At 43.6% G+C, this 23,540-nt stretch carries 23 protein-coding genes and 1 pseudogene; 5 read left to right on the plus strand and 19 right to left on the minus strand.

Features of this window, described 5'->3' with window-relative positions; genetic code table 11:
* Positions 1–166: 166 nt before the first annotated feature.
* The 9 genes from MKY85_RS17305 to metH all read right to left on the minus strand — a co-directional run bounded on the left by MKY85_RS17305 (position 167) and on the right by metH (position 9,960).
* Positions 167–1,216, minus strand: coding sequence for an SAM-dependent methyltransferase (locus tag MKY85_RS17305; RefSeq protein ID WP_339234513.1), 1,050 nt, complete (start codon positions 1,214–1,216; stop codon positions 167–169).
* Positions 1,217–1,222: 6 nt separating this feature from the next.
* A complete protein-coding gene (locus tag MKY85_RS17310) occupies positions 1,223–1,996 on the minus strand; it encodes an ATP-binding cassette domain-containing protein (protein ID WP_342573411.1) in 774 nt (257 codons plus the stop codon).
* Positions 1,997–1,998: 2 nt separating this feature from the next.
* The gene (locus MKY85_RS17315) at positions 1,999–2,316 is read right to left on the minus strand and encodes a thioredoxin family protein (protein ID WP_062834898.1); all 318 of its coding nucleotides are present in this window, start codon (positions 2,314–2,316) and stop codon (positions 1,999–2,001) included.
* A complete protein-coding gene (locus tag MKY85_RS17320; protein ID WP_339234516.1) occupies positions 2,313–2,654 on the minus strand; it encodes a cyclic-phosphate processing receiver domain-containing protein in 342 nt (113 codons plus the stop codon). The genes MKY85_RS17315 and MKY85_RS17320 overlap by 4 nt, the downstream gene beginning before the upstream one ends.
* A 19-nt stretch (positions 2,655–2,673) precedes the next feature.
* Positions 2,674–3,522, minus strand: coding sequence for a deoxyribonuclease IV (locus MKY85_RS17325; RefSeq protein WP_342573413.1), 849 nt, complete (start codon positions 3,520–3,522; stop codon positions 2,674–2,676).
* Positions 3,512–4,333 carry a DNA-formamidopyrimidine glycosylase family protein gene (locus MKY85_RS17330; RefSeq protein WP_342570305.1) on the minus strand — a complete coding sequence of 274 codons (822 nt, stop codon included), beginning with the start codon at positions 4,331–4,333 and terminating at the stop codon, positions 3,512–3,514. The genes MKY85_RS17325 and MKY85_RS17330 overlap by 11 nt, the downstream gene beginning before the upstream one ends.
* Before the next feature lie 6 nt (positions 4,334–4,339).
* Complete coding sequence (locus MKY85_RS17335; RefSeq protein WP_342570307.1) at positions 4,340–5,149, minus strand: TIGR01457 family HAD-type hydrolase; 810 nt, start codon at positions 5,147–5,149, stop codon at positions 4,340–4,342.
* Between the two features lie 355 nt (positions 5,150–5,504).
* Positions 5,505–6,443 carry a ribonuclease Z gene (gene rnz, locus MKY85_RS17340; protein ID WP_342570309.1) on the minus strand — a complete coding sequence of 313 codons (939 nt, stop codon included), beginning with the start codon at positions 6,441–6,443 and terminating at the stop codon, positions 5,505–5,507.
* Between the two features lie 76 nt (positions 6,444–6,519).
* Complete coding sequence (gene metH, locus MKY85_RS17345; RefSeq protein ID WP_342570311.1) at positions 6,520–9,960, minus strand: methionine synthase; 3,441 nt, start codon at positions 9,958–9,960, stop codon at positions 6,520–6,522.
* Positions 9,961–10,140: 180 nt separating this feature from the next.
* Here metH and MKY85_RS17350 point away from each other — a divergent pair, with 180 nt between their 5' ends.
* Positions 10,141–10,686, plus strand: coding sequence for a cupin domain-containing protein (locus MKY85_RS17350; protein WP_036613600.1), 546 nt, complete (start codon positions 10,141–10,143; stop codon positions 10,684–10,686).
* Between the two features lie 96 nt (positions 10,687–10,782).
* On the opposite strand, the gene MKY85_RS17355 is transcribed toward MKY85_RS17350, so the two are convergent.
* From MKY85_RS17355 to MKY85_RS17390, 8 genes are all read right to left on the minus strand, one after another.
* Positions 10,783–11,457 (minus strand): GntR family transcriptional regulator, encoded by a 675-nt coding sequence (locus MKY85_RS17355; RefSeq protein ID WP_339234531.1) that lies wholly within the window; start codon positions 11,455–11,457, stop codon positions 10,783–10,785.
* Positions 11,458–11,559: 102 nt separating this feature from the next.
* Positions 11,560–13,194: an extracellular solute-binding protein gene (locus tag MKY85_RS17360; RefSeq protein ID WP_342570316.1), complete on the minus strand. Its 1,635-nt coding sequence runs from the start codon at positions 13,192–13,194 to the stop codon at positions 11,560–11,562.
* 96 nt (positions 13,195–13,290) lie between these two features.
* Positions 13,291–14,163, minus strand: coding sequence for a carbohydrate ABC transporter permease (locus tag MKY85_RS17365; protein ID WP_036613592.1), 873 nt, complete (start codon positions 14,161–14,163; stop codon positions 13,291–13,293).
* 12 nt (positions 14,164–14,175) lie between these two features.
* Complete coding sequence (locus MKY85_RS17370; protein WP_091029317.1) at positions 14,176–15,138, minus strand: ABC transporter permease subunit; 963 nt, start codon at positions 15,136–15,138, stop codon at positions 14,176–14,178.
* A gap of 563 nt (positions 15,139–15,701) precedes the next feature.
* Positions 15,702–16,493: an HAD family hydrolase gene (locus MKY85_RS17375; RefSeq protein ID WP_342570322.1), complete on the minus strand. Its 792-nt coding sequence runs from the start codon at positions 16,491–16,493 to the stop codon at positions 15,702–15,704.
* Positions 16,494–16,521: 28 nt separating this feature from the next.
* On the minus strand, positions 16,522–17,031 hold the full coding sequence (locus MKY85_RS17380) for a hypothetical protein (protein ID WP_339234540.1): 510 nt from the start codon (positions 17,029–17,031) through the stop codon (positions 16,522–16,524).
* 125 nt (positions 17,032–17,156) lie between these two features.
* A complete protein-coding gene (locus tag MKY85_RS17385) occupies positions 17,157–17,366 on the minus strand; it encodes a DUF896 domain-containing protein (protein ID WP_017688036.1) in 210 nt (69 codons plus the stop codon).
* 94 nt (positions 17,367–17,460) lie between these two features.
* Positions 17,461–17,838, minus strand: a complete 378-nt coding sequence (locus MKY85_RS17390) for a LysM peptidoglycan-binding domain-containing protein (protein WP_339234545.1) — start codon at positions 17,836–17,838, stop codon at positions 17,461–17,463.
* A gap of 295 nt (positions 17,839–18,133) precedes the next feature.
* Here MKY85_RS17390 and lexA point away from each other — a divergent pair, with 295 nt between their 5' ends.
* Positions 18,134–18,760: a transcriptional repressor LexA gene (gene lexA / locus MKY85_RS17395; protein ID WP_017688034.1), complete on the plus strand. Its 627-nt coding sequence runs from the start codon at positions 18,134–18,136 to the stop codon at positions 18,758–18,760.
* A gap of 108 nt (positions 18,761–18,868) precedes the next feature.
* Here lexA and MKY85_RS17400 read toward each other — a convergent pair whose 3' ends face one another.
* Together MKY85_RS17400 and MKY85_RS17405 are read right to left on the minus strand one after the other, a co-directional pair.
* The gene (locus tag MKY85_RS17400; RefSeq protein WP_342570323.1) at positions 18,869–20,170 is read right to left on the minus strand and encodes an aldehyde dehydrogenase; all 1,302 of its coding nucleotides are present in this window, start codon (positions 20,168–20,170) and stop codon (positions 18,869–18,871) included.
* A 1,313-nt stretch (positions 20,171–21,483) separates the two neighbouring features.
* On the minus strand, positions 21,484–21,771 hold the full coding sequence (locus MKY85_RS17405) for a hypothetical protein (RefSeq protein WP_342570324.1): 288 nt from the start codon (positions 21,769–21,771) through the stop codon (positions 21,484–21,486).
* Positions 21,772–22,077: 306 nt separating this feature from the next.
* Between MKY85_RS17405 and MKY85_RS17410 the strand changes: the two are divergent.
* The 3 genes and pseudogenes from MKY85_RS17410 to MKY85_RS17420 all read left to right on the plus strand — a co-directional run.
* Positions 22,078–22,143: pseudogene (locus MKY85_RS17410) on the plus strand (DNA-entry nuclease); the annotation flags it as partial.
* Positions 22,144–22,197: 54 nt separating this feature from the next.
* The gene (locus MKY85_RS17415) at positions 22,198–22,548 is read left to right on the plus strand and encodes a hypothetical protein (protein ID WP_342570325.1); all 351 of its coding nucleotides are present in this window, start codon (positions 22,198–22,200) and stop codon (positions 22,546–22,548) included.
* An 81-nt stretch (positions 22,549–22,629) separates the two neighbouring features.
* A complete protein-coding gene (locus MKY85_RS17420) occupies positions 22,630–23,487 on the plus strand; it encodes an ATP-dependent DNA ligase (protein ID WP_342570327.1) in 858 nt (285 codons plus the stop codon).
* Positions 23,488–23,540 lie beyond the last annotated feature (53 nt).

Here is a 23,540-nt window from a genome sequence, read left to right on the forward strand (position 1 = left end):
GATATCCGGTTTCGTTCGCTTCGGGATGCTTTCCCTTAGGTTTGTTATGGTTAATATTGGTATCATTATAGTACAGGCCGGAATAGATTGTAAAGCACAAAATTTAATGTGCTTAATCGAATCAATTTCATAATACATTTAGCTGCTTTAATCAAAGCTAGATCTATTAATATTTGACCATATAGAGTGTAATCTCTTCCCGGTTATGGAACAACTGCTTGGAACGTTGAATCTGCATTCGCGAACGCTCAAACGTATCGATAACATCCTTAATGAGTGCGAGCGGTTTTTTATGCAATAACTTCACGGTAACAATCGCTGTTCCCCCAGGTTGAAGACTATATAGAAGGTCTGATACAAGTCGGCTCATCAGCTTGGGACTCCAACTCATATCACATACGAGCAGATCAAATTCTCCTTCGCGAAAGCGTACATCGCCTGCATTTTTCTTTAAGAAAGTCAGTTTTGGTGATGCCAACAGCGTTGCATCCATCTTCGCGGGATCTACCGCAGTAACTTCAAGCCCGCGTTCAAGCAGGAACGAGGTCCATCCACCAGGCGCTGCACCGATATCAAGTGCTTTACGAAATGAAGTAAAGTCAATGCCAAACGTTTGCTCGGCTTCAAGCAATTTGAACTTGGCACGCGAGATCTGTCCATCTTCTTTTTGAAAACGTACGGCGCCCCCGTTCCAGTCTGACAGGTTCTGTTCAGGTCTGGATACGCCTGCATACAACATGTCATTCGCAGCAAATACGGAAATGACATATTCAGCATCACGTACGACCCATTCACAGCCAAGCTCATCCAGTTTTTCTGTCAGTAATTGTTTCAATGAAGCTGCATTTTCTTGCCAAAAGGCCCCGTCTGTCTTCCGTACCTGTAGTACGACAGGGGTACCCGTCAGTTCCTTATGATTCATTACAAATGCAATCAATTTCTCAATAGACTGCTCCGAATCTTCTGTATTCTCCTGAAACTGAACAGGCTGGATATGACGTAAAAACGTTGGATAATCTTCCAGCAGTTTACCTGCAACTTCTTCCTCCGCTACAGGCAGACCCGCAAGCAAAATTTCTCCCGGTACGAGTACTGTGCTCTTCACCGCACCAAACGTACGGCGTAATTCTTCCTGTGCATAAGGGGCAAAGCCATGATTGGCTGTGCAGATAAAACGGGAGAAGTTGCCTTCTTCCCAAGACGATTGTGTACTCAAATTGTGTTACCCTCCAGAACGTACGCGTATCCACGGACGACCGTCATCCCACTGGATATCGACCGGAACATCGTACGTATGCTTAATTGTATCTTGTGTCAAAACTTCATGCTTGGGGCCAGCCGCCGCAATGCGTCCATCGCGGATCAAGGCCACGTGCGTAAATAAAGGTACGATCTCTTCAACATGGTGTGTTACATACACCACTGTAATGTTACGCTGGCGCAAACGATCAATCTCAGCCAGCATTTTCTCACGTTCATATAAGTCCAGCCCGGCACAAGGCTCGTCCATAATCAGCAGTTTTGGCTCAGCCATTAATGAACGAGCAAGCATGACTTTTTTGCGCTCCCCTTGGGATAACGTTCCAAGCGGGTTGTTGGCGAGGTTGGCAAAGCCCATGTCATCTAATAAACTCATTGCCTTTGCTTTTACTTCATCAGGAATGGTCTGATAAAAACGCAAAAAAGCATAAGCTCCTGTAGCGACAACCTCCCATACCGGATCTCTCGGTGTGAGTTTCTCAATCAACGTTTGGCTAATATAACCGATTTCCTTACGCACTTCCCTGACGTCACATTGTCCATACAGATTGCCGAGTACTTCAATGCGTCCCTGGCTTGGAAACAAATATCCGTTCATCATTTCCAGCAACGTTGTTTTGCCAGAACCATTCCGACCCAGAATAACCCAATGCTCGCCTTGTTCAATGCGTAGATGCACGTTATCCAGAATCTGATTCTCTTCTCGTCTGAGTGAGACATGTTCCATTGAGATTATACTCATTTCAGCACCGCCTTCCGGATCTCCGAGAGTAAATGCTCCACAGAGCTCATCCGATAAACCATTTTTGGAACATCTTGCTGGCCGTCAAACAGCATCACGGCTGGTACGCTTGAAATTTGAAATTGTTGTACAAGTTCAGGAATGTCATGGATGTTCATTTCGGATAAAATACCTTCTGGCAGCATGTGCTCAACAACCTCTAACATACGCCGTGCAGCCGCACATGTCCCACATAAAGGGGTGTATATAAACACAGCCTGTGGCATGCCTTCCCATACGCCGCGCATTAGCATTTTGGATGTAATTGGCTTCATGAACTTTCTTCTCCCGCAGCAACACGCAGCATAACCTCACCCGTCATAGGACCATTATGAATGGTAACCGTATCGGGTTTATTGCTATATAACATCTCGTACATCTGGCGTTTCCCAAACATACTGGACGTATGCAAATAGATTTCACGCGGAAATAAACCTTCTCGTACAATGGATGCCGCAACCTCACCGCCATTCGGCGAATCCGGCCCAAGCTCATAATCCAGAGACAAAATGTCCACGTCACCTTCTCTTAGCAGCATCAGGCACTCTTCTGCATTCGTTGCCAGAACAAATCCTTTTGGACATGCCCGATAGTCGTCCAAAAAAACATGCATACAATCGCTCCTCTCCCCATTATAACCAGGAACGCATGAGCGCTATATCATCACGGTGCGTTCCATCTTCGCCCGTTTCTGTCTCGAGCACAACAACCGCCTTTTGGAACTCAGGCGCATTGATCAATGTTTTCAGTGATTCATTTCCGATATATCCCTGTCCGATCCTCGCATGTCTATCCTTACACGAACCAGACGCATATTTGGAATCATTAAAATGTACAGCAGCAACATCATCCCAGTATCCGAGCACCCTGCCTTGATCAAGCATCTCTGATTCGTTGCCTGACGACCACATACCAGAAGCAAAAGCATGGCATGTGTCAAAACAAAATGCAATATGCTCTGGATATCGAGACAATTTGCGAATCTGTATCATTTCTTCCATTGTCGTGCCCATGGGGCCATGATCACCTGCCTGATTCTCAAGCAGCACCTTCGAATGACCATTCCAATTCTCCAAGGCGGTATCCAGACAATGAATGAGGTTCTGATAACCTTCCAGCGGATCATTTGTTTTGATATGTCCAAAATGGACCACCGTCCCAACGGAACCGCAAGCATTCGAAATTTCAAGATCATTGCGAATAGAAGCTATTGTAGCATGAAACCCCGCCTCTCCACGGGTCATGCCCAACGCCGGATTCGTAGGATAGGGTGAATGGGCAATTGAAGCCAGTCCATGCTGTTCACACCAATCCCTGCACTGCTCAGCATCCTTGAGATCCAGACTTTTCAGACCAAGACTACGCGGGTTCTTCGGAAAATACTGAAACGCCGTTGCTCCCATCGCATGTGCCCTCTTGGCTGCCTGTAGAAATCCACCTCTCGTGCTGACATGTGCCCCGATTCCGTTGTTAGGCTTCATGCTGGCATTTCGGACAGAAGAATGCCTTCTTGCCCGTAATTTCCACTCGTTCAATCGTTCCCCCGCAGCGCGGACAAGTCTCGCCTTCCCGATCGTACACCCGACATCGCTCGTCAAAGCTTCCTGTCTTCGTATCCCCTTGCATCAGTGGCATTTCCATATACCCACCTTCAGATGCTGCTTCGCGCAACACGGACTGCATCGAATGGAACAAACGCTCCGTCAGTTCAGGTGAAGTTGCGATGTTCTGCGTTTTGGAGCTTGGTCTCAGACCTGCAGCGAAAGCAATTTCATCCGAATAACAGTTGCCAATCCCTGCAATGATATGCTGGTTCACCAACGTTGTCTTGAGTGTCCCCCGACGACCTTTCAACAGAGAAGCAAAACGTTCCACGTTCATCCGTCGATCCAAAGGTTCCGGTCCAAGATCGGACATTGCCGCTTCTGTCTCTTTTGAAGTAAGTAGATGTAAATACCCCAAGCGCAGGCCAATAAAGAATAAAATGTGATCTCCAAACTGGATTTCCACTTGTGTAGAACGATCAGGGCGTTCCTCTTCCGTGCCCCAGAAAATCATACCGCCCAACATGAGGTGCAGCACCAGACGTTTGCCATTAGCCAGGTGGAAAATCAAATGCTTCGCTCGGCGCTCAACAAATATGATGCGATTGCCTGTAAGTTCATTGATGAACAGATCAGGCTCCGTATTTATCGTTTTATCCCGGTTAATTACAACACCTGTAATCGGTAGATCAAGTATTTTCTCGGACAACAAGGTCCGGTAATTTTCCATTTCCGGCAGTTCCGGCATCGTACATTACCCCTTTTTGGAAGTTTGGTCTGTCTCTTGCGACAGCCACTCCATCAATTTATGCAAATCTTCAAACACATGATCAGGTCGAGCCTTGGCTGCTTGAATGTGTCCATCCATATTTTCCCGTGTTGTCACACCGGTAAGTACCAGCATCGTCTCACATCCTGCTGCGACTCCAGCTGCGATATCGGTTCGCATATTGTCTCCGATCACTGCCACTTCATGAGATGCCAGGTTCAGCCGGCTAATGGCTGACTTCATTATAACACTGGATGGCTTGCCTATGACTGTAGGACGAACTCCGGTTGCGGCTTCAATTGCTGCTCCAATCGTTCCAGCACCAGGCGTCAGTCCATCATCGGAAGGAAGCTGCAGATCCGGGTTGGTCATGATGAACTTTGATCCCGCATTAATCCACCTTAGCGCCTTGGTCAGTTTAGAATAGGAAAATTCACGATCAATCCCCTGTATCACGTAATCAGGTGCAACTTCTGTCAACTGTAGTCCTGCTTCTTCTATGGCTTGCAGCAGTCCTGCTTCACCAATACATGCCACTTTTGCACCCGGGGACTCTTCGGCAACATATTCAGCAGCAGCCACAGCAGAAGTACACACTTGAGACGCATCGGCAGGTATGCCCATCCCGTTCAGATGATCTGCCACACCTTGTGGTGTGCGAGAAGAATTATTGGTTACGAATAAATACGGCTTGCCTAGCTCTTGCAGTGTTCGAATAAGCTGATCGGCTCCTTCGATACGATGTCTGCCATGATAGAGCGTACCATCCAAGTCAATCAGATAGGCCTTAATCACACACAGCACTTCCTTTCTTTATTCCATTAACGTTTCATGTCCTTAATCATTTAACTTGAACTTGACCGCGAACCTATGTATTCAGGCAAAAATAATGGCTTGCTGACATGTGCACGCAACAAGTCGAACCAAATCGAACACCGACGGTTTAACTCGCGCGTCTTCTGTACAAGCTTGTCATTTCCTGCGCTTTCCCGGAAAATAATTTGAATCATTTCCCTCTTCATATTGCCCATCCTACACGCTTTCTGACCAGATTGCAAAAGGGACCGCGGGAGTTCCTCTCCCTCAGTCCCGTGCAATTACCCGGTTCATTATATGACGTGTTTAGCCGTGCAATGGATCGCAATCATGGTTAAGATTCTTGCTTGCGATGCACGACAGGAATAAGCTGGTGTTCGTTTGCGAGTCTCGTATTCGGAAATACGGACTGTGCTTCTTCCAAAAGTGGCTGCAGTTGATCCTCGTCCTTATAACGTGAGCTAAAGTGAGTCATGATCAATTGGCCTACATTGGCTGCTCTAGCCGCTTCCGCCGCTTGTTTTGAAGTACTATGATAGTACTCATGCGCTGTATCGGCCAGATCATGCATAAATGTAGCTTCATGGACAAGCACATCTGCATTTACGGATAGAGGCAATACATTGTCGCATGGACGTGTATCACCCAATATGGTGATTACCATGCCGCGTTTTGGCGCGCCCAATACATCTTCTGGACGAAGCGAATCACCGTTATCCAGCGTAATGGTTTCTCCACGTTTCAGCCGGCCGAACAATGGGCCTGGTTTCAAACCGTATTCCGCCAGTTTGGCCGGGTCAAGGCTTCCTGGACGATCTTTTTCCGTGATTCGGTATCCGTAGCTATCAATCCGATGCTCAAGCAAAGCGGCTTCCACGATAAAACTGTCATCCTCGAACAGGACGCCGCCCGTATGTTCCACGATATTCAAATCGTAGTTGACCCGTGATTGGCTAAGCTCCATGGTTGTACTGATCATTCGTTCCGTACCTGGCGGACCATATACCGTTAATGGTGTGGTGCCACCTTGATAGGCTCTGCTCGAAAGCAGTCCTGGAAGTCCAAATACATGATCACCATGCAGGTGAGTAATGAATATTTTCTCCAATTTGCTTAGTTTAAGCGGAGAACTTAAAATCTGATGCTGCGTTCCTTCCCCGCAGTCAAACAACCACAAAGCTCTGCGCTCATCCAACATGCGTAGCCCAATGGAAGTTACATTCCGTTGAAGCGTAGGTACACCAGCATTAGTTCCCAGGAAATATAGTTCCATTCTGGATCGCACCTCTTTCTGTTGCCAGCAAAAAACCTCCGACAATGCGGAGGGCTTTGCCTGACACTCAACTGATTTATGCCTTTTCTACGTTAAAATACTTGGCTTGCGGATGGCTGAATACCATCGCTGATACGGATGCTTCAGGTTCCATCATGAAACCTTCCGTCAATTCCACACCGATATCCTCAGGCTGTAACAACTTGAACAGCGGTCCTTGGTCTTCCAAATCCGGACAAGCCGGATATCCAAAGGATACCCTGATCCCCTGATAACGCGCACCGTGTCGTTGCTTCATCGTCATCTGCGCAGAATCTGGGAATCCCCAGATATCTCTCATCATATGATGCACACGCTCAGCTAATCCCTCTGCTACTTCGAGCGCTACGGATTGAAGAGCATGCGAGCGAAGATAATCCCCTTGATCTTTCCACGCCGTGGATAGTTCACGCACACCGTGTCCGGCAGTAACAACCATAAAGCCAACGTAATCCATTTGACCGGATTCAACAGGTTTCAGGAAGTCGGACAGGCACAGGAACGGCTCGACTTTTTGACGTGGGAACGTAAATGTATGCAAAATATTGCTCGTGTCCTTTGGATCATAGATAATGATGCTGTTACCACTGGACTGAGCCGGGAAGAAACGATACATGGCATGCGCCTGTATAATCCCGTCACGAACAGCCTCTTGCATGATATCATCCACCACTGCTTTCAGGTCGGTAGCCTTTTTGTCACCTGAAGCAAGCAGTTGTTCAACTGAACCGCGCAACCCTAAATGGTGTCCAAGCAGCATCTGCATGTTCACGTATGGCAGAATATGTGATAACGGATAGTTGCGCATCGTATGTCGCTCCAGATCCGGCGGTACAAGAACCGGATGATCTACAGCAATATCCGAACGCTCCACTCGTGTAAGCTCTGGAAGGGCCTGAACAGCTACAGCACCTGAAGCATCCGCTTCTTTCTCCGCATCCATCTCCAATTGCATGGCTTCACGTGTAACGGGATTCATCAATTTGTTCGCCAGATCCAGACCATCCATCGCGTCTTTGGCATATACAACCATTCCATCATACTCAGGTCGGATACGGTTTTTGGTGAATTTACGAGTTAGCGCCGCTCCGCCAACCATAATAGGTACATCAATCCCTGCTGTTCGCAAATCCTGAGCGGTAAGAATCATCTGCTGGGCTGATTTTACCAATAACCCCGAGAGGCCGATTGCATCGACTTTCTCTTCTCGGTAAGCCTCGATAATACGTTCTGGTGGTACTTTTATACCCAAATTAATGATCTGGTAACCGTTGTTGGACAGGATGATCTCTACCAGGTTCTTCCCGATGTCATGCACATCACCCTTAACCGTGGCCAGAATGATCTTGCCTTTAACCGAAGTCTCGTTCTTCTCCATGAATTGCTCCAGATATGCTACAGAAGCCTTCATAACCTCCGCACTCTGCAACACCTCGGCTACAATCAACTCATTGTTGTTAAAGAGACGACCTACTTCCTCCATCCCCCGCATAAGTGGACCATTAATCACTTGAAGTGCTGTGTATTTGGCAAGTGCCTGTTCGAGATCTGGCAGTAATCCTTCTTTGCTTCCTTCGACAACGTATGAAGCGAGACGCTCTTCTAATGAAAGGTTCGAGATTTTTTCCTTCTTCTCCACCTTCTTGTTACGGAATGCCGCTACGAATGCCGCCAGTGTATCATCATTCGTGTTATATAAAAGCTCTTCCGAGAGCCTGCGTTCTTCTTCAGGAATGGATGCATAACGCTCCAGTTTCTCTGTGTTCACGATGGCATAATCGAGCCCTGCTTTGGTACATTCATACAAAAATACAGAGTTCAGCACTTCACGGCCTGCCTCAGGCAGTCCGAATGAAATGTTACTGATCCCAAGTATCGTATGACATTCAGGCATCGCTTCTTTGATCACTCTTATACCTTCAATGGTTTCTTTGGCTGAACCGATGTACTGTTCATCTCCCGTACCTACCGGGAACACCAATGTATCGAAAATAAGGTCTTCTGGTTTGAGTCCATATTTGTTCACCAGCAGATCATAAGAACGCTTGGCTACGTCGAGCTTGTCTTCCCGACTAATCGCCTGACCCCGCTCATCAATCGTTCCGACAACAACCGCACCACCATATTTATGAAGCAACGGCGTGATCAGCTCAAATTTCTCTTCGCCATCCTCAAGGTTAATGGAGTTAATTATCGCTTTACCTTGCGAGTACTGAAGAGCCAAATCAATGACTGAAGCATCTGTCGTATCGATCATGAGAGGAACCTTTACTTTTTTCACAACCAATTCAAGGAACTTCACCATGTCTTCTGACTCTTCACGGTCTGGATCTTGTACACACACATCGACAATGTGCGCTCCATTTTTCACTTGAGCACGGGCAATTTCCGAAGCTTCTTCATATTTTCCTTCGACAATGAGTCGTTTGAATTTCCGTGATCCCAGCACATTCGTACGTTCACCGACCATGTAGGGACGATTGTCCTGTTCGATATAGATTGGTTCTATACCAGACAATGCCGGTGGATGTGTTCCGTTCATTTCTCTTGGGGGGTACTGGGCAAGCGTATCACGCATAGCCCGAATATGTGCAGGGGTTGTCCCGCAACATCCACCAGCGATATTCAACCAGCCCTGTTCCGCAAATGCACCTATCTTCTGAGCGAGTGAGTCTGGTGACTCATGATAATTACCGTTCTCATCCGGGAGACCCGCGTTCGGGTAACAACTAACCGCAACCGATGCCATTCCGGAAAGCGAACGAATGTGATCACGCATGAATTCCGGACCCGTAGCGCAGTTTAGTCCTACCGAAATTGGGTTAAGGTGTTCTAAGGATATATAAAAGGATTCGATGTTCTGGCCCGCAAGGGTCGTTCCCATCGGTTCTATCGTTCCTGAGATCATCAGGGGCAGTGTAACACCGCTCTGTTCGAAGGCCTGCTGAATTCCGATGCTACCTGCTTTTACATTGAGGGTATCCTGTGAGGTTTCAAGCAGTAGCGCATCAACGCCTCCCTCTATTAAAGCAAGCGCTTGCTCCAAATAACTGTCGATAAGTTCTTGGAACGTTACTCCCCCGGTTACAGACAGTGTTTTGGTTGTTGGTCCCATCGCACCTACCACATAACGTGGAGATTCCGGTGTAGAGAAACGATCAACCGCAGCTTTCGCAATTCTGGCTGCTTCCAGGTTGATTTCGCGTGCCCGATCCTGAATATCGTATTCAGCAAGCACGACCGATGTCGCACCAAATGTATTGGTTTCAATTAGATCGGCGCCAGCCTCCAGATATTCTTCATGAATGCGCTGGATCAGCTCTGGACGAGTAAGCACTAACATTTCATTACATCCATCCAGATCTTCGCCGCCAAAATCTTCGCCAGTCAGATCAACTTGTTGAATCATGGTCCCCATCGCACCGTCGAGGATTAATATTCGTTGTTTTAATGCATCGTGTAGACTAATCTTATCCAATATCTTCACCCCCGCAAAACGTTAAATCTTAGTTTAACAGAAACTAACTTAATGTGAAAGATCGGGTTTTCTCGCGAAAGATGGCGGGTTTACACGAATTATGAACGGAATTTGAGAATCGACAAAAACAGAGGTATCCGATATAATTCAATTAAACCAAGTGGAAAAGAGGGAAAGAACATGGCTGAAATTGTTATCCGAAATACGAACGAACGCATCACTGGTGACGAAAATGTTCGAAATTTCTTGAACAAATACGAAGTATTATATGAGAAGTGGGACGCATCCAAACTGAACACTGATCTGCAAAATAACTTTGGATTAACGGATGAACAGAAAACCGAAGTTTTGGAAACTTACGACTATGAGATCAGAGATTTGGCTGCACGTCGCGGGTACCAAATCTGGGATGTGATCACACTGTCCGAGCAAACACCAGATATCGAAGAAAAGCTGGCCAAGTTCGAAGAGATCCACACCCACGCTGAAGATGAGATCCGTGCGATTGTCGCTGGTAAAGGAATCTTTGTTATCAAAGCTACTGATGATGTAGGTTACTTTAATGTAGAACTGTCTCCTGGAGACGTCATTTCTGTACCCGAGAATACACCGCACTTCTTCACCTTAATGGAGAACAAACAAATTATCGCTGTACGTCTGTTCATCGAAAAAGATGGCTGGATTGCAGATCCATACCCTGATCCTACATTTATCAAGAACGCCTGACACTCTCGTGTTATAACTTGCTTAACCAAAACCCCTGTTCAATTGAACAGGGGTTTTCGCATATGCATATGGAGAGTATTATACATCATCCGTGCATTATATAAAATAATGCGGGTATTTCGCTTTTATCGATTCCTGTTCAATCACAACCAGTCTGAGATGAGCTTCCATCACCTGAACAGCCTGTTCTGTTTTACGCTCTGTGATAAGTCGATATATATCTTTGTGTTGGGAGATAATGACCTCCAGGTTGGAGTCCTCCGCTAGACGTAACAAACGCAACCGATTAAACGGAATATTCAGTTGTTGCAACATTTTCCATGTTCTTAGCTTACCCGTGCCCTGGAACAAAATCTGATGAAACTCTTCATCCAGCTCAAAAAGACGATAGAAATTGTTTTTTCCTATACAAACTTCCTGCATCGCAATGTTGGTTTCAAGTCGAAATCGGAATTCTTCAGGAAAAGAAACACATGCCAAAGTCACGATTTCCTTCTCCATCTTTTCCCTCGTAAACCTGCCTTCTTCCACATGCTCTAGATTAATATGAGAGACGATCGTTCCACTCTGGGGAATAATGTCCAGCAGTTCTTCTTCTGCAAGCTTCATGAATGCTTCTCGCACGGGGGTTCTGCTCACTTGCAATTCATCTGCAATCTCTTTCTCTGAAATTTTAGTACCAGGCTTAAGTTCCAGATGCAGAATTCGTTCCTTTAACAAATTATATGAATATGCCCGGGTCGAGCCTCTAATTTTTTGATTAATTGACATGCCTTGACCTCTTTCTCTCAGCCGTATTCATTCATATTAGCACAAATTACCGTTCCACTTAAATATCGGTGTGAAACGGTAATTTGGCCAACATCAACTATGTTATTGCTTATTTTCTTTGTAGGCTTTGTACGTGTCATTTGCCAGCTTCAGATAATTGGATAGACCCTGACTGTCAAGTTCTTTAACAAAAGTGTCGAATTCAGACAAGTTTCGCTCACCCAAGATAAATTTAAGTGTATTTTGGTCTGAGTAATCTTTCAGTGGAGTACTCAGAAGTGTCACCCGTTCACGGTCCTCAGAAGAGTATGGAATCGGTGGTTCAGCCGGGATCACTTCTTTGGTATCCTTCATGTCTTGCTGGAATTTCAACTCTTCTTCACTAAACATCGATTGCAGCAGATCTGTTGTACCTCCGTAGGCAAATACACCACCCGAGAAGCCAAAGTCAATACGCAGATCCTTCGTTCCTTTTGGATTCAAACCATTATAGTTAACGTCTTCAACCAATTTACGTGTTCCGCCCTCTTTGGTAAATGTTTCGCCTTCAACACCCCATTTGGCAAACTCTTGACCCTCATCACTGTAGTATAACCAATCAATAAATTGCATAATGGCTTTGAAATTTTCGCTTTTTTGAATTTTCCCAGAGATCATGATACCGTTTTCAAGTCTGGAGCCTGACATTAATTGGCCTTTTGGTCCACCAGGAACTGTAATCTTCTCAACTGAGAATTTGCCCTCTCCCAGCGTTTTGTTCATATCATTTCGGTGCAGCACCAGCGTTTGGGAATTGCCGTTAATCATAAAAGATTTGCCGGATACAAATTTCTGTATTGCCTGATCGTCATCCTGTGTAAAACTTTCTTTGTCCAGCAATCCTTCAGATACCAACTTGTTAAAGTAGGTCAACAGCTCTTTGTATTCTGGTGTTGTAGCCGTGTATACGAATTCATCCTGATCTTCTTTATATGTCAATCCATTACCAAAACCCCATCCAGCCTTGGTACCAAAACCGGTAGCAGCGATGTTCAATGTACTATTGAATTTAAATCCATCCGAAAATGGAATGGAATCCGGGTAGATTTCTTTCAGCTTTTTGGCTGCATCATACAATTCGTCCCATGTCGTCGGGATGGCGATGTTATTTTCTTCAAAAACATCTGTTCTTACCAGTAATGTATAATCCGGCCATACTTCTTCATGCAGACCCGGGAGCACATAGTACTTTCCATCTTCTTGCCGAAGTCCTTCCAGTTCATCCTCCAAACCCCATTTTTCCACTTTATCCTTGAAGTTCGGCATCAAATCAATGTAATCACTAATGGGCAAGACCGCACCGGAAGATACAAATGCAGATTCTTCACCAGGATAGGTTTTGGGAATAATCAGCGGTGCATCGCCTGAACTAATTAGAAGGGATCTCTTCTGAGAGTAGTCACTCATGGGAACAATCGTTGGCTCAAGCGTAACACCCGTCAGTTCGGTAATTTTATCGAAAAGTAACCAGTCTTTTTTATAAGGATAAATAGGATGATCACTGTATAGTATGGATAGATTAAATGGCTCGGTCGCCTTGAATGTATCCCCAACATTGTACGTTTCCATCGCTGCCTTGGTTTGAACTTCCGTGACGTCGCCTCCAGCTCCAGTATCGCTGCTACATGCTGCCAGAACGAAGGTCATCATTGTTGCCAACACCATTTTACCAACAAACTTACGTGGCTTTTGATTCATTTAGGTTATCCCCCTGAATTTGGTTTAGGTTGACTTTGCCTTTACTTTAAACAACATCTAAAAATTAATCATGTGAATTACTCTAGCTGCTGCTTTTTACTGTTTGACAGACCCTAACATGATTCCGGTTACAAAGTATCTTTGGACAAATGGATAGATGGTGAGTATCGGCAAAATGGTTAATACCATCGTTACTGATTTAATATTGGCAGCAATCTGTGTCAGGTTATCCGCTGAGGTTGCACCGGCAGACGCCCCACTTGTCGCTCCTGCAATCATATTGCGCAGATAAATGGTGACCGGGAACAGTTCTTTTTTGTCCAAATACAGAAAGGCTGGGAACCAGGAATTCCAATGGCCCACTGCGTAGAACAGCACCATGGTTGCCATAACTGCTTTACTTAGTGGCAAAATAATGCGTAACAAGATTCCGTAAGTGTTCAAACCGTCAATCGAGGCAGCTTCCTCCAGTTCTTCAGGCATATTTTCAAAAAATGACTTCATGATCAGCATGTTGTATATGCTAATTGCACCCGGAACAACAAGTGCCCACATGGTGTTATTGAACCCAAGGGAATTAATCAACACATAGTTTGGAATCAATCCACCACTGAAGAACATGGTGAATACGGCGAACATGGTCAGAAATTTGCGACCCATTAATCTTTTTTTGGACAGGGCATATGCGAAAATAGTCGTCATGAACATGGAGATTAGCGTACCTACCACGGTGTAGATAATCGTATTTTTATAATTCGTCCAGAACATACTGTCACGCGAGATGGTCTTATACGTCTCCACATTGAATCCTCTTGGGAACAGACTAACCTTGCCCGAATTAATATAGGACTCACTACTGAAGGATTGTGCCACGACATTTAAGAATGGATAGAGCGTTATAAATACTACGAACAGCAGAAAGATAACATTGAATACTTTAAATACCTTGTAAGATCTGGATTCCTGCATGATGCTCCTCCTTTACCATAAGCTTCTTTGTGTCAGTCTGCGTGAGATCGCATTTACGGAGAACACCAGAATCAGACCGATCAGCGATTCGAACAAGCCAATTGCGGTAGCATAACTGAAGTTACTGGATTCCAGTCCGACCCGATACAGGTAAGTCGAGATGACATCAGATGTCTCGTAGATTAGCGGATTGTACAAGAGTAAGATTTTTTCGAATCCAACAGCAAGGAAATTACCCATGTTCAAAATCAATAATGTCACAATCGTTGGCAAGATCCCTGGTATCGTTACATGAATCGTTTGCTTCCACCGATTGGCACCATCGATACGTGCAGCTTCATACAGAGAATCATCTATGGTTGTCAGTGCAGCCAGATACAGAATCGCTCCCCAACCCATACCCTGCCATACCTCAGAAGTGATATAGATTGTTCGGAACCACTCCGCCCGCTGCATAAAAGGAATATTGTCTCCGGTGAAGAATGCCACCAATCCATTAATGGAACCATTCACTGCTGTCAGTTGCAGGATCATACCCGCCACGATAACGATGGACAGAAAATGAGGCAGATAAGACGCGGTTTGAACAAACTTTTTGAATCGTTTACTCTTCACTTCGTTAAGCATCAAGGCAAAGATGATTGGAACCGGGAATGTAAAGAGCAACGCGAGTCCGCCCAACATCAGCGTGTTACCAAATACTCTCCAGAAGGTAGGGTCCTCAATGAACATTTTGAAGTATCTTAACCCAACCCACGTTTCTCCAAATATACTTCCTCCGGGAACAAAGCGTCTGAACGCAATTACATTTCCGATCATCGGCCCATATTTAAAAATAAGGAGATAGATGATGGGAAGGATTAATAGTGAATACAACTGCCAGTCTTTGCGGAACAAAGTTGCTGCCGTTCGTAATCTGCTTTCTTTACGTAAAGATGTCATGGTTAACGTTGTTTTAGCGGTTTCCGACTCCATGTGTTTTCACTCCAATCCAGGACTTGATAGATATAAACTATTTCATGAGCAATTCCCATCGCTTCTTTGGTAGAAAACAACCAATCCTTCAATTTCACCCCCACCACGAAATAGAGTACAGTCCAATGTAAGCGATATCATTTTGATGTTTTATGTAAAATCACTCAATCCAAGGTGCTTCACATCATGCATTAGCACTTAATAATTGGTGTGATCTCCAAATCGAAAGAAGGTCTTCGAAGTGTATAAAGCGCTTACAACAAATAAGAAATAATTAGCAACAACCCTCGCTTCCATTCAAATGATTTCAAATGAATTAAGTCAAAAGAAATTGCTCAGAATAATCTAAATACTAGTCATACTAGTATGTTAGTTATATTTTAATCCAGCTCCCCCCTAATTTCAATAACTTTTAGCAAAATAAATGGAAATCTCATTTAACAAGGCAACTTAGTTAATTTACTCAAATTAAAAAAACATTGGTAACTTCAAGAACGATATCATCGTTCATTGAAGCTTCCAATGTTTCATAGTGCTGAGGAAAGATGTTATGGCTGATTTGCTCAGAACTTAGCAATAAGTTGATCTAATTCGGATAAATGCGTAATTTCATGGTCAGGCGCATACGTTTCATTGTTGTTCTTATGCTCACGGTTAATCCATACGGCTTGGATGCCTGCTGATAGAGCACCACGAATATCCGTCGTCAACTTGTCCCCAACCATCATGCTCTCTTCGGGTTTAACACCCAGTTTACTCAAAGCATGCTCGAATATGGACGGATCTGGTTTTCCTTTTCCAAAGTTACCCGAGATAACAATCTCATCAAAGAAAGGAGTCAATTCAGGTACACCATCCAACTTCTCTTGTTGCAAAGCAGGACAACCGTTCGTTAACAGCAACAGTTTGTATTTCCCTTGTAATTGACGCAAAGTATCCATCGTTTCTTCGTACACATGAGGTCTGGATCTACGTTCTACTCCAAACTGCACGGCCAGTTGTTCAGCAAGATCTTCCCGATCTATACCGAACTTCAACAAGCCACGACGCCAGGATTCTTTACGGTAAGCTGGAGCAAGTTGTTCCAACTGACGGAACTCAGCTTGATCCCCACCAGTAAAGTTGGCCCAAAGGCCTTCAAACGGATTGATTCCAATCATTTTGGTAAAAGGAAAGGTCTCATAAGATTCATACAGTGCACGTGCCTCGTTACGAACAGCTTCTTCAAGTTCCTCCGGTTTGACCCCAGTCTCTTGTGCTGCAATTAGACAAGTCTCACGAAATGCTTCTCGAACACTGCGCTCATCCCACAATAAAGTATCATCCAGGTCGAACAAAATCGCTTTTAACGCCATTCCGATCATCTACCCCTTTATACAATAATTACTTATCGATCGTTTCCACGGTGATCTGGTGTGCTTTTGCAAACTTCAGCAAACGTTCTGCAATCGCATCTGTATCGTAACGGTTCAATAACTTGGTGAACACCCATCTTTTCCCGCGACTTTTATGTTCGATAACAACTGTGCCTGGTTCAATTCTGAATTTGACAATATCTTCAACCCCGATTGAACGTTCACGATTACCCTTTGTTGTTATAATCCGATTACTGCTGATCTTGATGTATGGACGACGAAGCATGAAGATGACTGCCAAAAATACGTAAAGCAGCATCGTCACCCAGTCCCAGGTTGTCATCGGAGCTTGCACAAGGAACGTGCTCATAAACAGATACAAAAAGGCGAGACCGATCAAAAATATAGGGAACAAAAGGCTACGTCCCTTAAAGACTTCTTCACCTGGTGTACCTGTGATTGGCTGACCACTTTTTTTGCGTTGCTGATTTAACTGCTTGGAATTTTTCTTAACCGTTCTCTCGAACGAACGCGACATGAGAATCCCCCTTATGTGTCTTTGTATCGGCTTACATAACTGTAAACCAACATTTCCCCCTATAAATTGCATACTCAGAATAACAGGAAGAAACCTAAATATCATAATGATATCATTAGGTTTCGTTAGTGTTTGAGTTTGCCTTGGTGGCCTTTGTCATTCTCATCATCAACAATCTCAATGGTATCCAGTTGTTGTCTGAAATTGCTGCGAATATTACTCAAATAAATCTCTCTTAGCTCGGCACGTTCAGCAAGTTCTTCCTCCGACAATCCAGTGGACTTTTGCTTACGAGCCAATTCGTTAATACGTGCTACCAGACTATCTATATCCAAGCTTGTCCCCTCCAAAAATACAAAGTCATATTAACTTTGCCATGATAAAGGCTGCTTGTCAAGCTGACACGCGTTAACTCTCATTGATGTGCTTTTATTCTGCGAATTGCGGTAGAGTTAGTACTTGTCCCACTTGGATCGAAGTCGCTTGAAGTTGATTCACTTTCTTAATTGCTTCTATATATATACGTGTATCCATATTAGTCGGTTTATGTTCCAAAGAAATACTCCATAATGTTTCCCCTTGTGAAACGGCTATCTTTCCTCCAGGCAGAACATCATTCTCATTGCCAGCAAATACCGTTAATACAGTGCTACATCCAATAAATATAATCAAAGAAGTGATGGCTACCTTTAATATCCATGAAGAAATCTTGAAACGCGCTAAAACCTTCTTGTAGTTCCCTATGTTAGACTTCACCAGTTCCGAATTCATCGGTTCATAAATACTTTGATAAGTTGAATATCTCATTAAATACCGCCTCCAAACGTTTGTTCCTATCTGTTGAAATCAATATAACACGAACACTTGTTTTGTTCAATAGATTTTTAGAACAATTGTTCGCTTGTTTTTTGAAGGAGAAATATCTTAATTCAAACCCTTCTGCGAAGCATTTGCAGTATTTTGTTCTGACTTTTGGATAAATTCGGTTCTATAAGTTAAAAAACACTGATTATATGCCATTTTATTTAGAACTTATGTTTGTACGAACGGAGGTTCTATGTTATAATTTTCCCAAACGTTACTAAAATGGGGTTGATACGGTATGTCGAAGATATCCAGCAGGCAGCAGGCAATTCTGGAATTTATACGAAATGAAGTCCGGTTGAAGGGGTATCCTCCTTCCGTACGGGAAATTGGTGAAGCTGTTGGATTGGCTTCCAGCTCAACAGTACATGGACATTTGGATCGCCTGGAGAAAAAAGGTTTGATCCGACGCGACCCTACCAAGCCAAGAGCCATTGAGCTTTTGAGCCAGGAAGAATCTGAGCATTCTCATCAATTTGCTCATAGCGTTGCACGTATTCCTGTCGTTGGTAAGGTTACAGCCGGGGTTCCAATTACTGCAACCGAGAACATTGAAGACTACTTCCCTCTTCCTACACATTATGTAGGTGAACAGAAAGTGTTTATGCTTTCGGTAGTCGGAGATAGTATGGTGGAAGCAGGAATCGTTAACGGAGATTACGTTATTGTCCGTCAACAGCAAACTGCTGATAACGGTGATATCGTAGTGGCAATGACTGAAGACGATGAAGCTACAGTGAAAACGTTCTATAAAGAGAAAGATCATATTCGCCTTCAACCGGAGAATGCGACTTTCGAGCCTTTACGTTTGAAACACGTTAGTATTCTGGGTAAAGTCATTGGCCTTTTCCGAGATATTCATTAATATCTAACCTGAGTAACAAAACTAGATGCAATACACTGAAATACAAAAAGAGGTTGCCCTGATGAACAGGACAACCTCTTTTTATGTTTATATTGTTTTATCGGATAATTATTCGCTGCGTTTCAGAACACTCTTGTGATGCGAGAACACATCAAAGCTCTGTTGTCCGTGATATGAGCCCATACCACTCTCTCCTACACCACCAAACGGAAGATAATGCGAAGTCATATGAGAAAGCGTGTCATTAATACATCCCCCACCGAAGGAAACTTGATTCAGCACCTGATCCTGCAGTTGCTCATCCTGTGTGAAGAGATAAAGTGCCAATGGTTTTGGTCGGCGAACAATCTCATCCAGCATGGGGTTCAAGTCACTGTACGTAAATACAGGAAGAATCGGACCAAAGATCTCTTCTTGCATGACAGGTGAATCCCAGTTCACATCTCCAAGTACAGTCGGCTCAATCAGCAACTGCTCACGCACAGACCGTCCACCTATCAGCGTTTTGCCATCTGTAAGAAATTTCGACAACCGATCAAAGTTACGCGCGTTGACAATATGTGGGAAATCAGCATTCTGTAACACATCATCCCCAAATTTATCTTTGACCTCTGCGCCAATCAGATTAATTAATTCGTCATGAACTTGTTCATGCACAAGCAAGTAATCCGGAGCAACACATGTTTGCCCTGCATTCAGGAACTTACCACGAACAATACGTTGAGCTACCAGCTTCAGATCTGCGTCACTATGGACAATAGCAGGACTCTTACCACCTAATTCAAGAGTTACAGGAGTCAGGTGCTCCGCAGCCGCCTTCATAACAATGCGACCAACACCCGTACTACCTGTGAAGAAAATATAATCAAACTTCTCTTTCAACAATGCTGTGCTGGCTTCGACTTCCCCTTCCATAACGGCAATATACTCCTGAGGGAAGATCTCCTGAATAAGATCATACGTCAGACGAGATACGGCTGGTGTTAATTCAGAAGGCTTGATAACTGCACAGTTACCGGCTGCAATTGCTCCAATCAGTGGACCAAACGCCAGTTGGAAAGGATAGTTCCAAGGTGCAATAATAAGAGCCACTCCGTATGGTTCAGGGTAAATGGTGCTCACCCCATCCGGCATAGCCGAATTAGTTGGGACTTGTTTTGGCGCAGCCCATTCCTCCAGATGTTCTAATGCAAAATCCAATTCACCCAGAACAATGCGAATCTCGGAACTGTAAGCTTCCGCCTCGGATTTGTTCAGATCCACCCGAAGTGCATCTTGAATCCGTTGCTGATACTTTTCGATTCCTTTTCTAAGCTGTTGAAGTGCATTAATCCGATACTCGATATTTTTAGTTTGTCCTGTATAAAAAAATGTACGTTGTTCTGTCACCAATTGTTTTGCCTGATCCATATTAACATCTCCAATTAATTATTTAAAATTAAATTGCTCAAAATTCAATTAAAGTATACCTCTTCTATATGAAACTATCAACATAATATTGAAACATTAATTTGAAACTTTCTGAAATTTGGCAGGAATTTAATAGAACAGAGTTAAAAGTCACTGTTGTTTCATGACTATCAGTATTTACAGGAAGCTTGATTTAAACTTTTGCTGCCCACAATTTAATGCACTTTAGAAAGAATCCTAATTTCAGTTTCTTTTTCATAGGTTACTAGATAAATAATAATGTTTTTTTAGCTACAACAATTATGAAGTAATACAATTCATTAAATTGAGAGGTTTATTAACCATATATAGAAAAACTCCCCTTTCATTAATGATAAGAGAGTTTTTAGGATTATCTATCGGTGAAAGTATGTATTTTGTTAGTTATATGTAAGCCTTGGTTACAGACAAACACAGAAATACTATGAGGATGACCAAGAATGCTTTAGGGGACAATTGGGGGCATTTTGTGGGCACTTTAATTTTTCTTTAAATATATAGGTACTTGCCCACAAAAAGAAAAACCCCTCAGCGCTAGAGCGCCAAGGGATTGAGCTATTAGTACAAAGTAATATATTGATCGCGTTCCCATTGGTGGACTTGTGTTCTATTTATGTTCAATGCTTTCAAAGTGGATCACCCACCATAATAAATCGGCTTAAAACAAGTATTATCAGTGATCAGCTTATCAGAACTAATCATAATTATTCAGACTTTTGTGGGCATTTTGTGGGCGCTTTTGTGGGCGCCCTTTTTTTATTCTTGTAATGAAGAAACTCGTTTCAAATACTCACTTTGATTGCAATACTACTCTGACATTAAAGCAATAAGTCTAGTCTATATAACGCTGGTTAAATCGAAAATTTCCTAATTAAATAATATGCTTATATAGATAATATAAAGTATAAGCTCTCAATTCCAAAGCGATACAATCTCATTAATTAACAGAGACAACTTCGGCTAAAGAAACCCAGCGGAACTCTTCCTCTAACATCAACTTTATTTCACACCTTGTAGAGTTTAATCCCACAACTACTCCTGATATCGGCTCTTCGAAGAAAGGGTTAAATAATATTAAATCAACCGTACTACTTCTATTATAAGAGTCAACAAGCACTTCACTGATTCGTTGCAGTTCCTGATCGTTCCGTTCCGGCTTACCACGTCTCCTCTGTTGTTCACACTAAGCCAACCATGTCTCTCTGTGTTCGGGCAATTCTGGAGGACTCAAACAATCCGTTTCCCGTCAACTTGATGCTCATGATAATCCCTCCTTAGTAATCAGTCCAATAACGTACATCGTTTGTCCGTTCAGGCGCCTTAGGTATCTGCGGCTTTTCGCCTTCGCGCTCCCAGCCCTCCAGGATGACAATATTAGCTGTGTTCGACTTATCCTCCCAATGTATGTAACGCTCAGCTATGAGCACGTCCAGAGCCGCCATAACGTCCGGCTGTTCCTTACCTGTCTTGTTCATAATTTCATGTATGGTAGGGAATACACGCCGTACACCTTTGTAGTTATATAAGATCCGGAGGACCTTTCTTTGATAATCCGTTAACATGTGAATCACCTCATAAATATTATATGCGAACATACGTTCTTTTATCAACAACAAAAATACCCAGTCATTTGGACTAGGTACATTTATAGTAGCACTCATGGGAGAGAGTAATAATAGCTTACACCATTTCATGTAATTTTATTCTTAGTCGGTACACATATCACGTACTCATCCTAATAACTTTCACGGAGTTCTGGACCTTCTTTAAACAATGTGTTGGTTGAACTCCGAATCTGTTTGATTAATATGTTTAAAGGCGTGTTATAATTACCAGATCATAGCCAGAAGCTGGTCAATGTACGTGTTATTGAATACATAAGTCCATCAGACAATCGTGGAGCTGGTAGCTGGGTTGGAAATCAGTTAGAGTAATATCCAGACGGTGCGTTAGTAGAGTTTATATTTGAATGAGGGGTTAACTGTTCTATGAGTAAAAAGATTAACGAAATTAGTGACTACTTTGGCGTGTTTTGTTTAGGAGCTTTAACGTTATCATTATTTGTATTATCAATTATTTTTATTATTAAGGGCTTTATCAATATCTTTAGAAGATTAAAAGGTGTGAAAATAGACCGAATGACGCAATGTACAGCATGTAGACGTTCAATTTCGAACACTGCTATTATTTGCCCGTACTGTGGTGAACATTACGGTAAAATGAACGGATTAGGTGATTCAATACTTATCTGTTTTCTTTTTGGAGTAGGATTATTCGTAGTAGGAATTGTGAGCCTAACAGAGTCCGTTGAATGGTTTGAACAAACGTATATGAACTAATCAACACCTATCGTATTCTCCATAACTTACCGCCTCAATCCTTTGTAGCAAACCGCTATAATTGGGTTGAGGTGTTTTTTTATGTTTATCAGTCCTATGTTATTAGCAACAGCACCGGGCCCCTTCTCACATTCAGAATTCATTTTTGAACCTAAAGTTGACGGTCACCGGTTGATATATTCTCAACAAGCCGGAGAAGTCCGGCTATTCACTCGCCACAACAACGACTGTACCCGTCAGTACCCGGAATTACTTCTGCCGTTTGACTCTGATATTATCTTGGACGGTGAGGTCGCTTGCACTGATCCAGAGACAGGGCTTAACGACTTTGAAGCAGTCATGAGTAGATTCAGCACCAAGCAGGCCAGCAAGATAACGCAGCTCACTCATAAACTGCCTGCCACATTCGCTATATTTGATATTCTTTCCTTCCAAGGACGGGATCTACGTAAGCTACCTCTTATGGAACGTAAGATGATCCTACACAACCTATCTCTTCCTTCCTCTAACTTTGGAGCTGTGCCTCATATAGAAGGCGCTGGAGAGGAGTTATACACTCAGATAGAGGCTATGGGAATGGAAGGTGTAGTTGGCAAGCGCAAAGACAGCCAGTATGTCAGCAGACGGTCCAAGGATTGGTTGAAGGTTATTAACTGGTCCTATACAGATGTGTTCATCACAGGATACAAAAAGGCCGAATTTGGGTGGCTTGCTGCCGTTCCAGATCCAACTGGCAGGATGCGTCCGGTAGGGATTATTGAGCATGGCCCGAGTCCAAAACATAAGCAAGCTTTCCGCGGAGTGTGCCAGCAGCTTGTGACTGGAGAGGACAAGAATCACGTTTACCTGGAACCACGTATACAAGCCAGGGTCAAAATGCGGAACTGGACCAAATCGGGCTTACTGCGTATACCTGTATTTGATCAATTTATTGTCTGAGATAATGCAAAAAAGGCTTCGCAACTTAATGCGGAGCCTTTTGTATTGACTGT

Origin of the sequence: Paenibacillus sp. FSL R5-0749, from assembly GCF_038595085.1 — a bacterium.
Taxonomy (GTDB): Bacteria; Bacillota; Bacilli; order Paenibacillales; family Paenibacillaceae; genus Paenibacillus.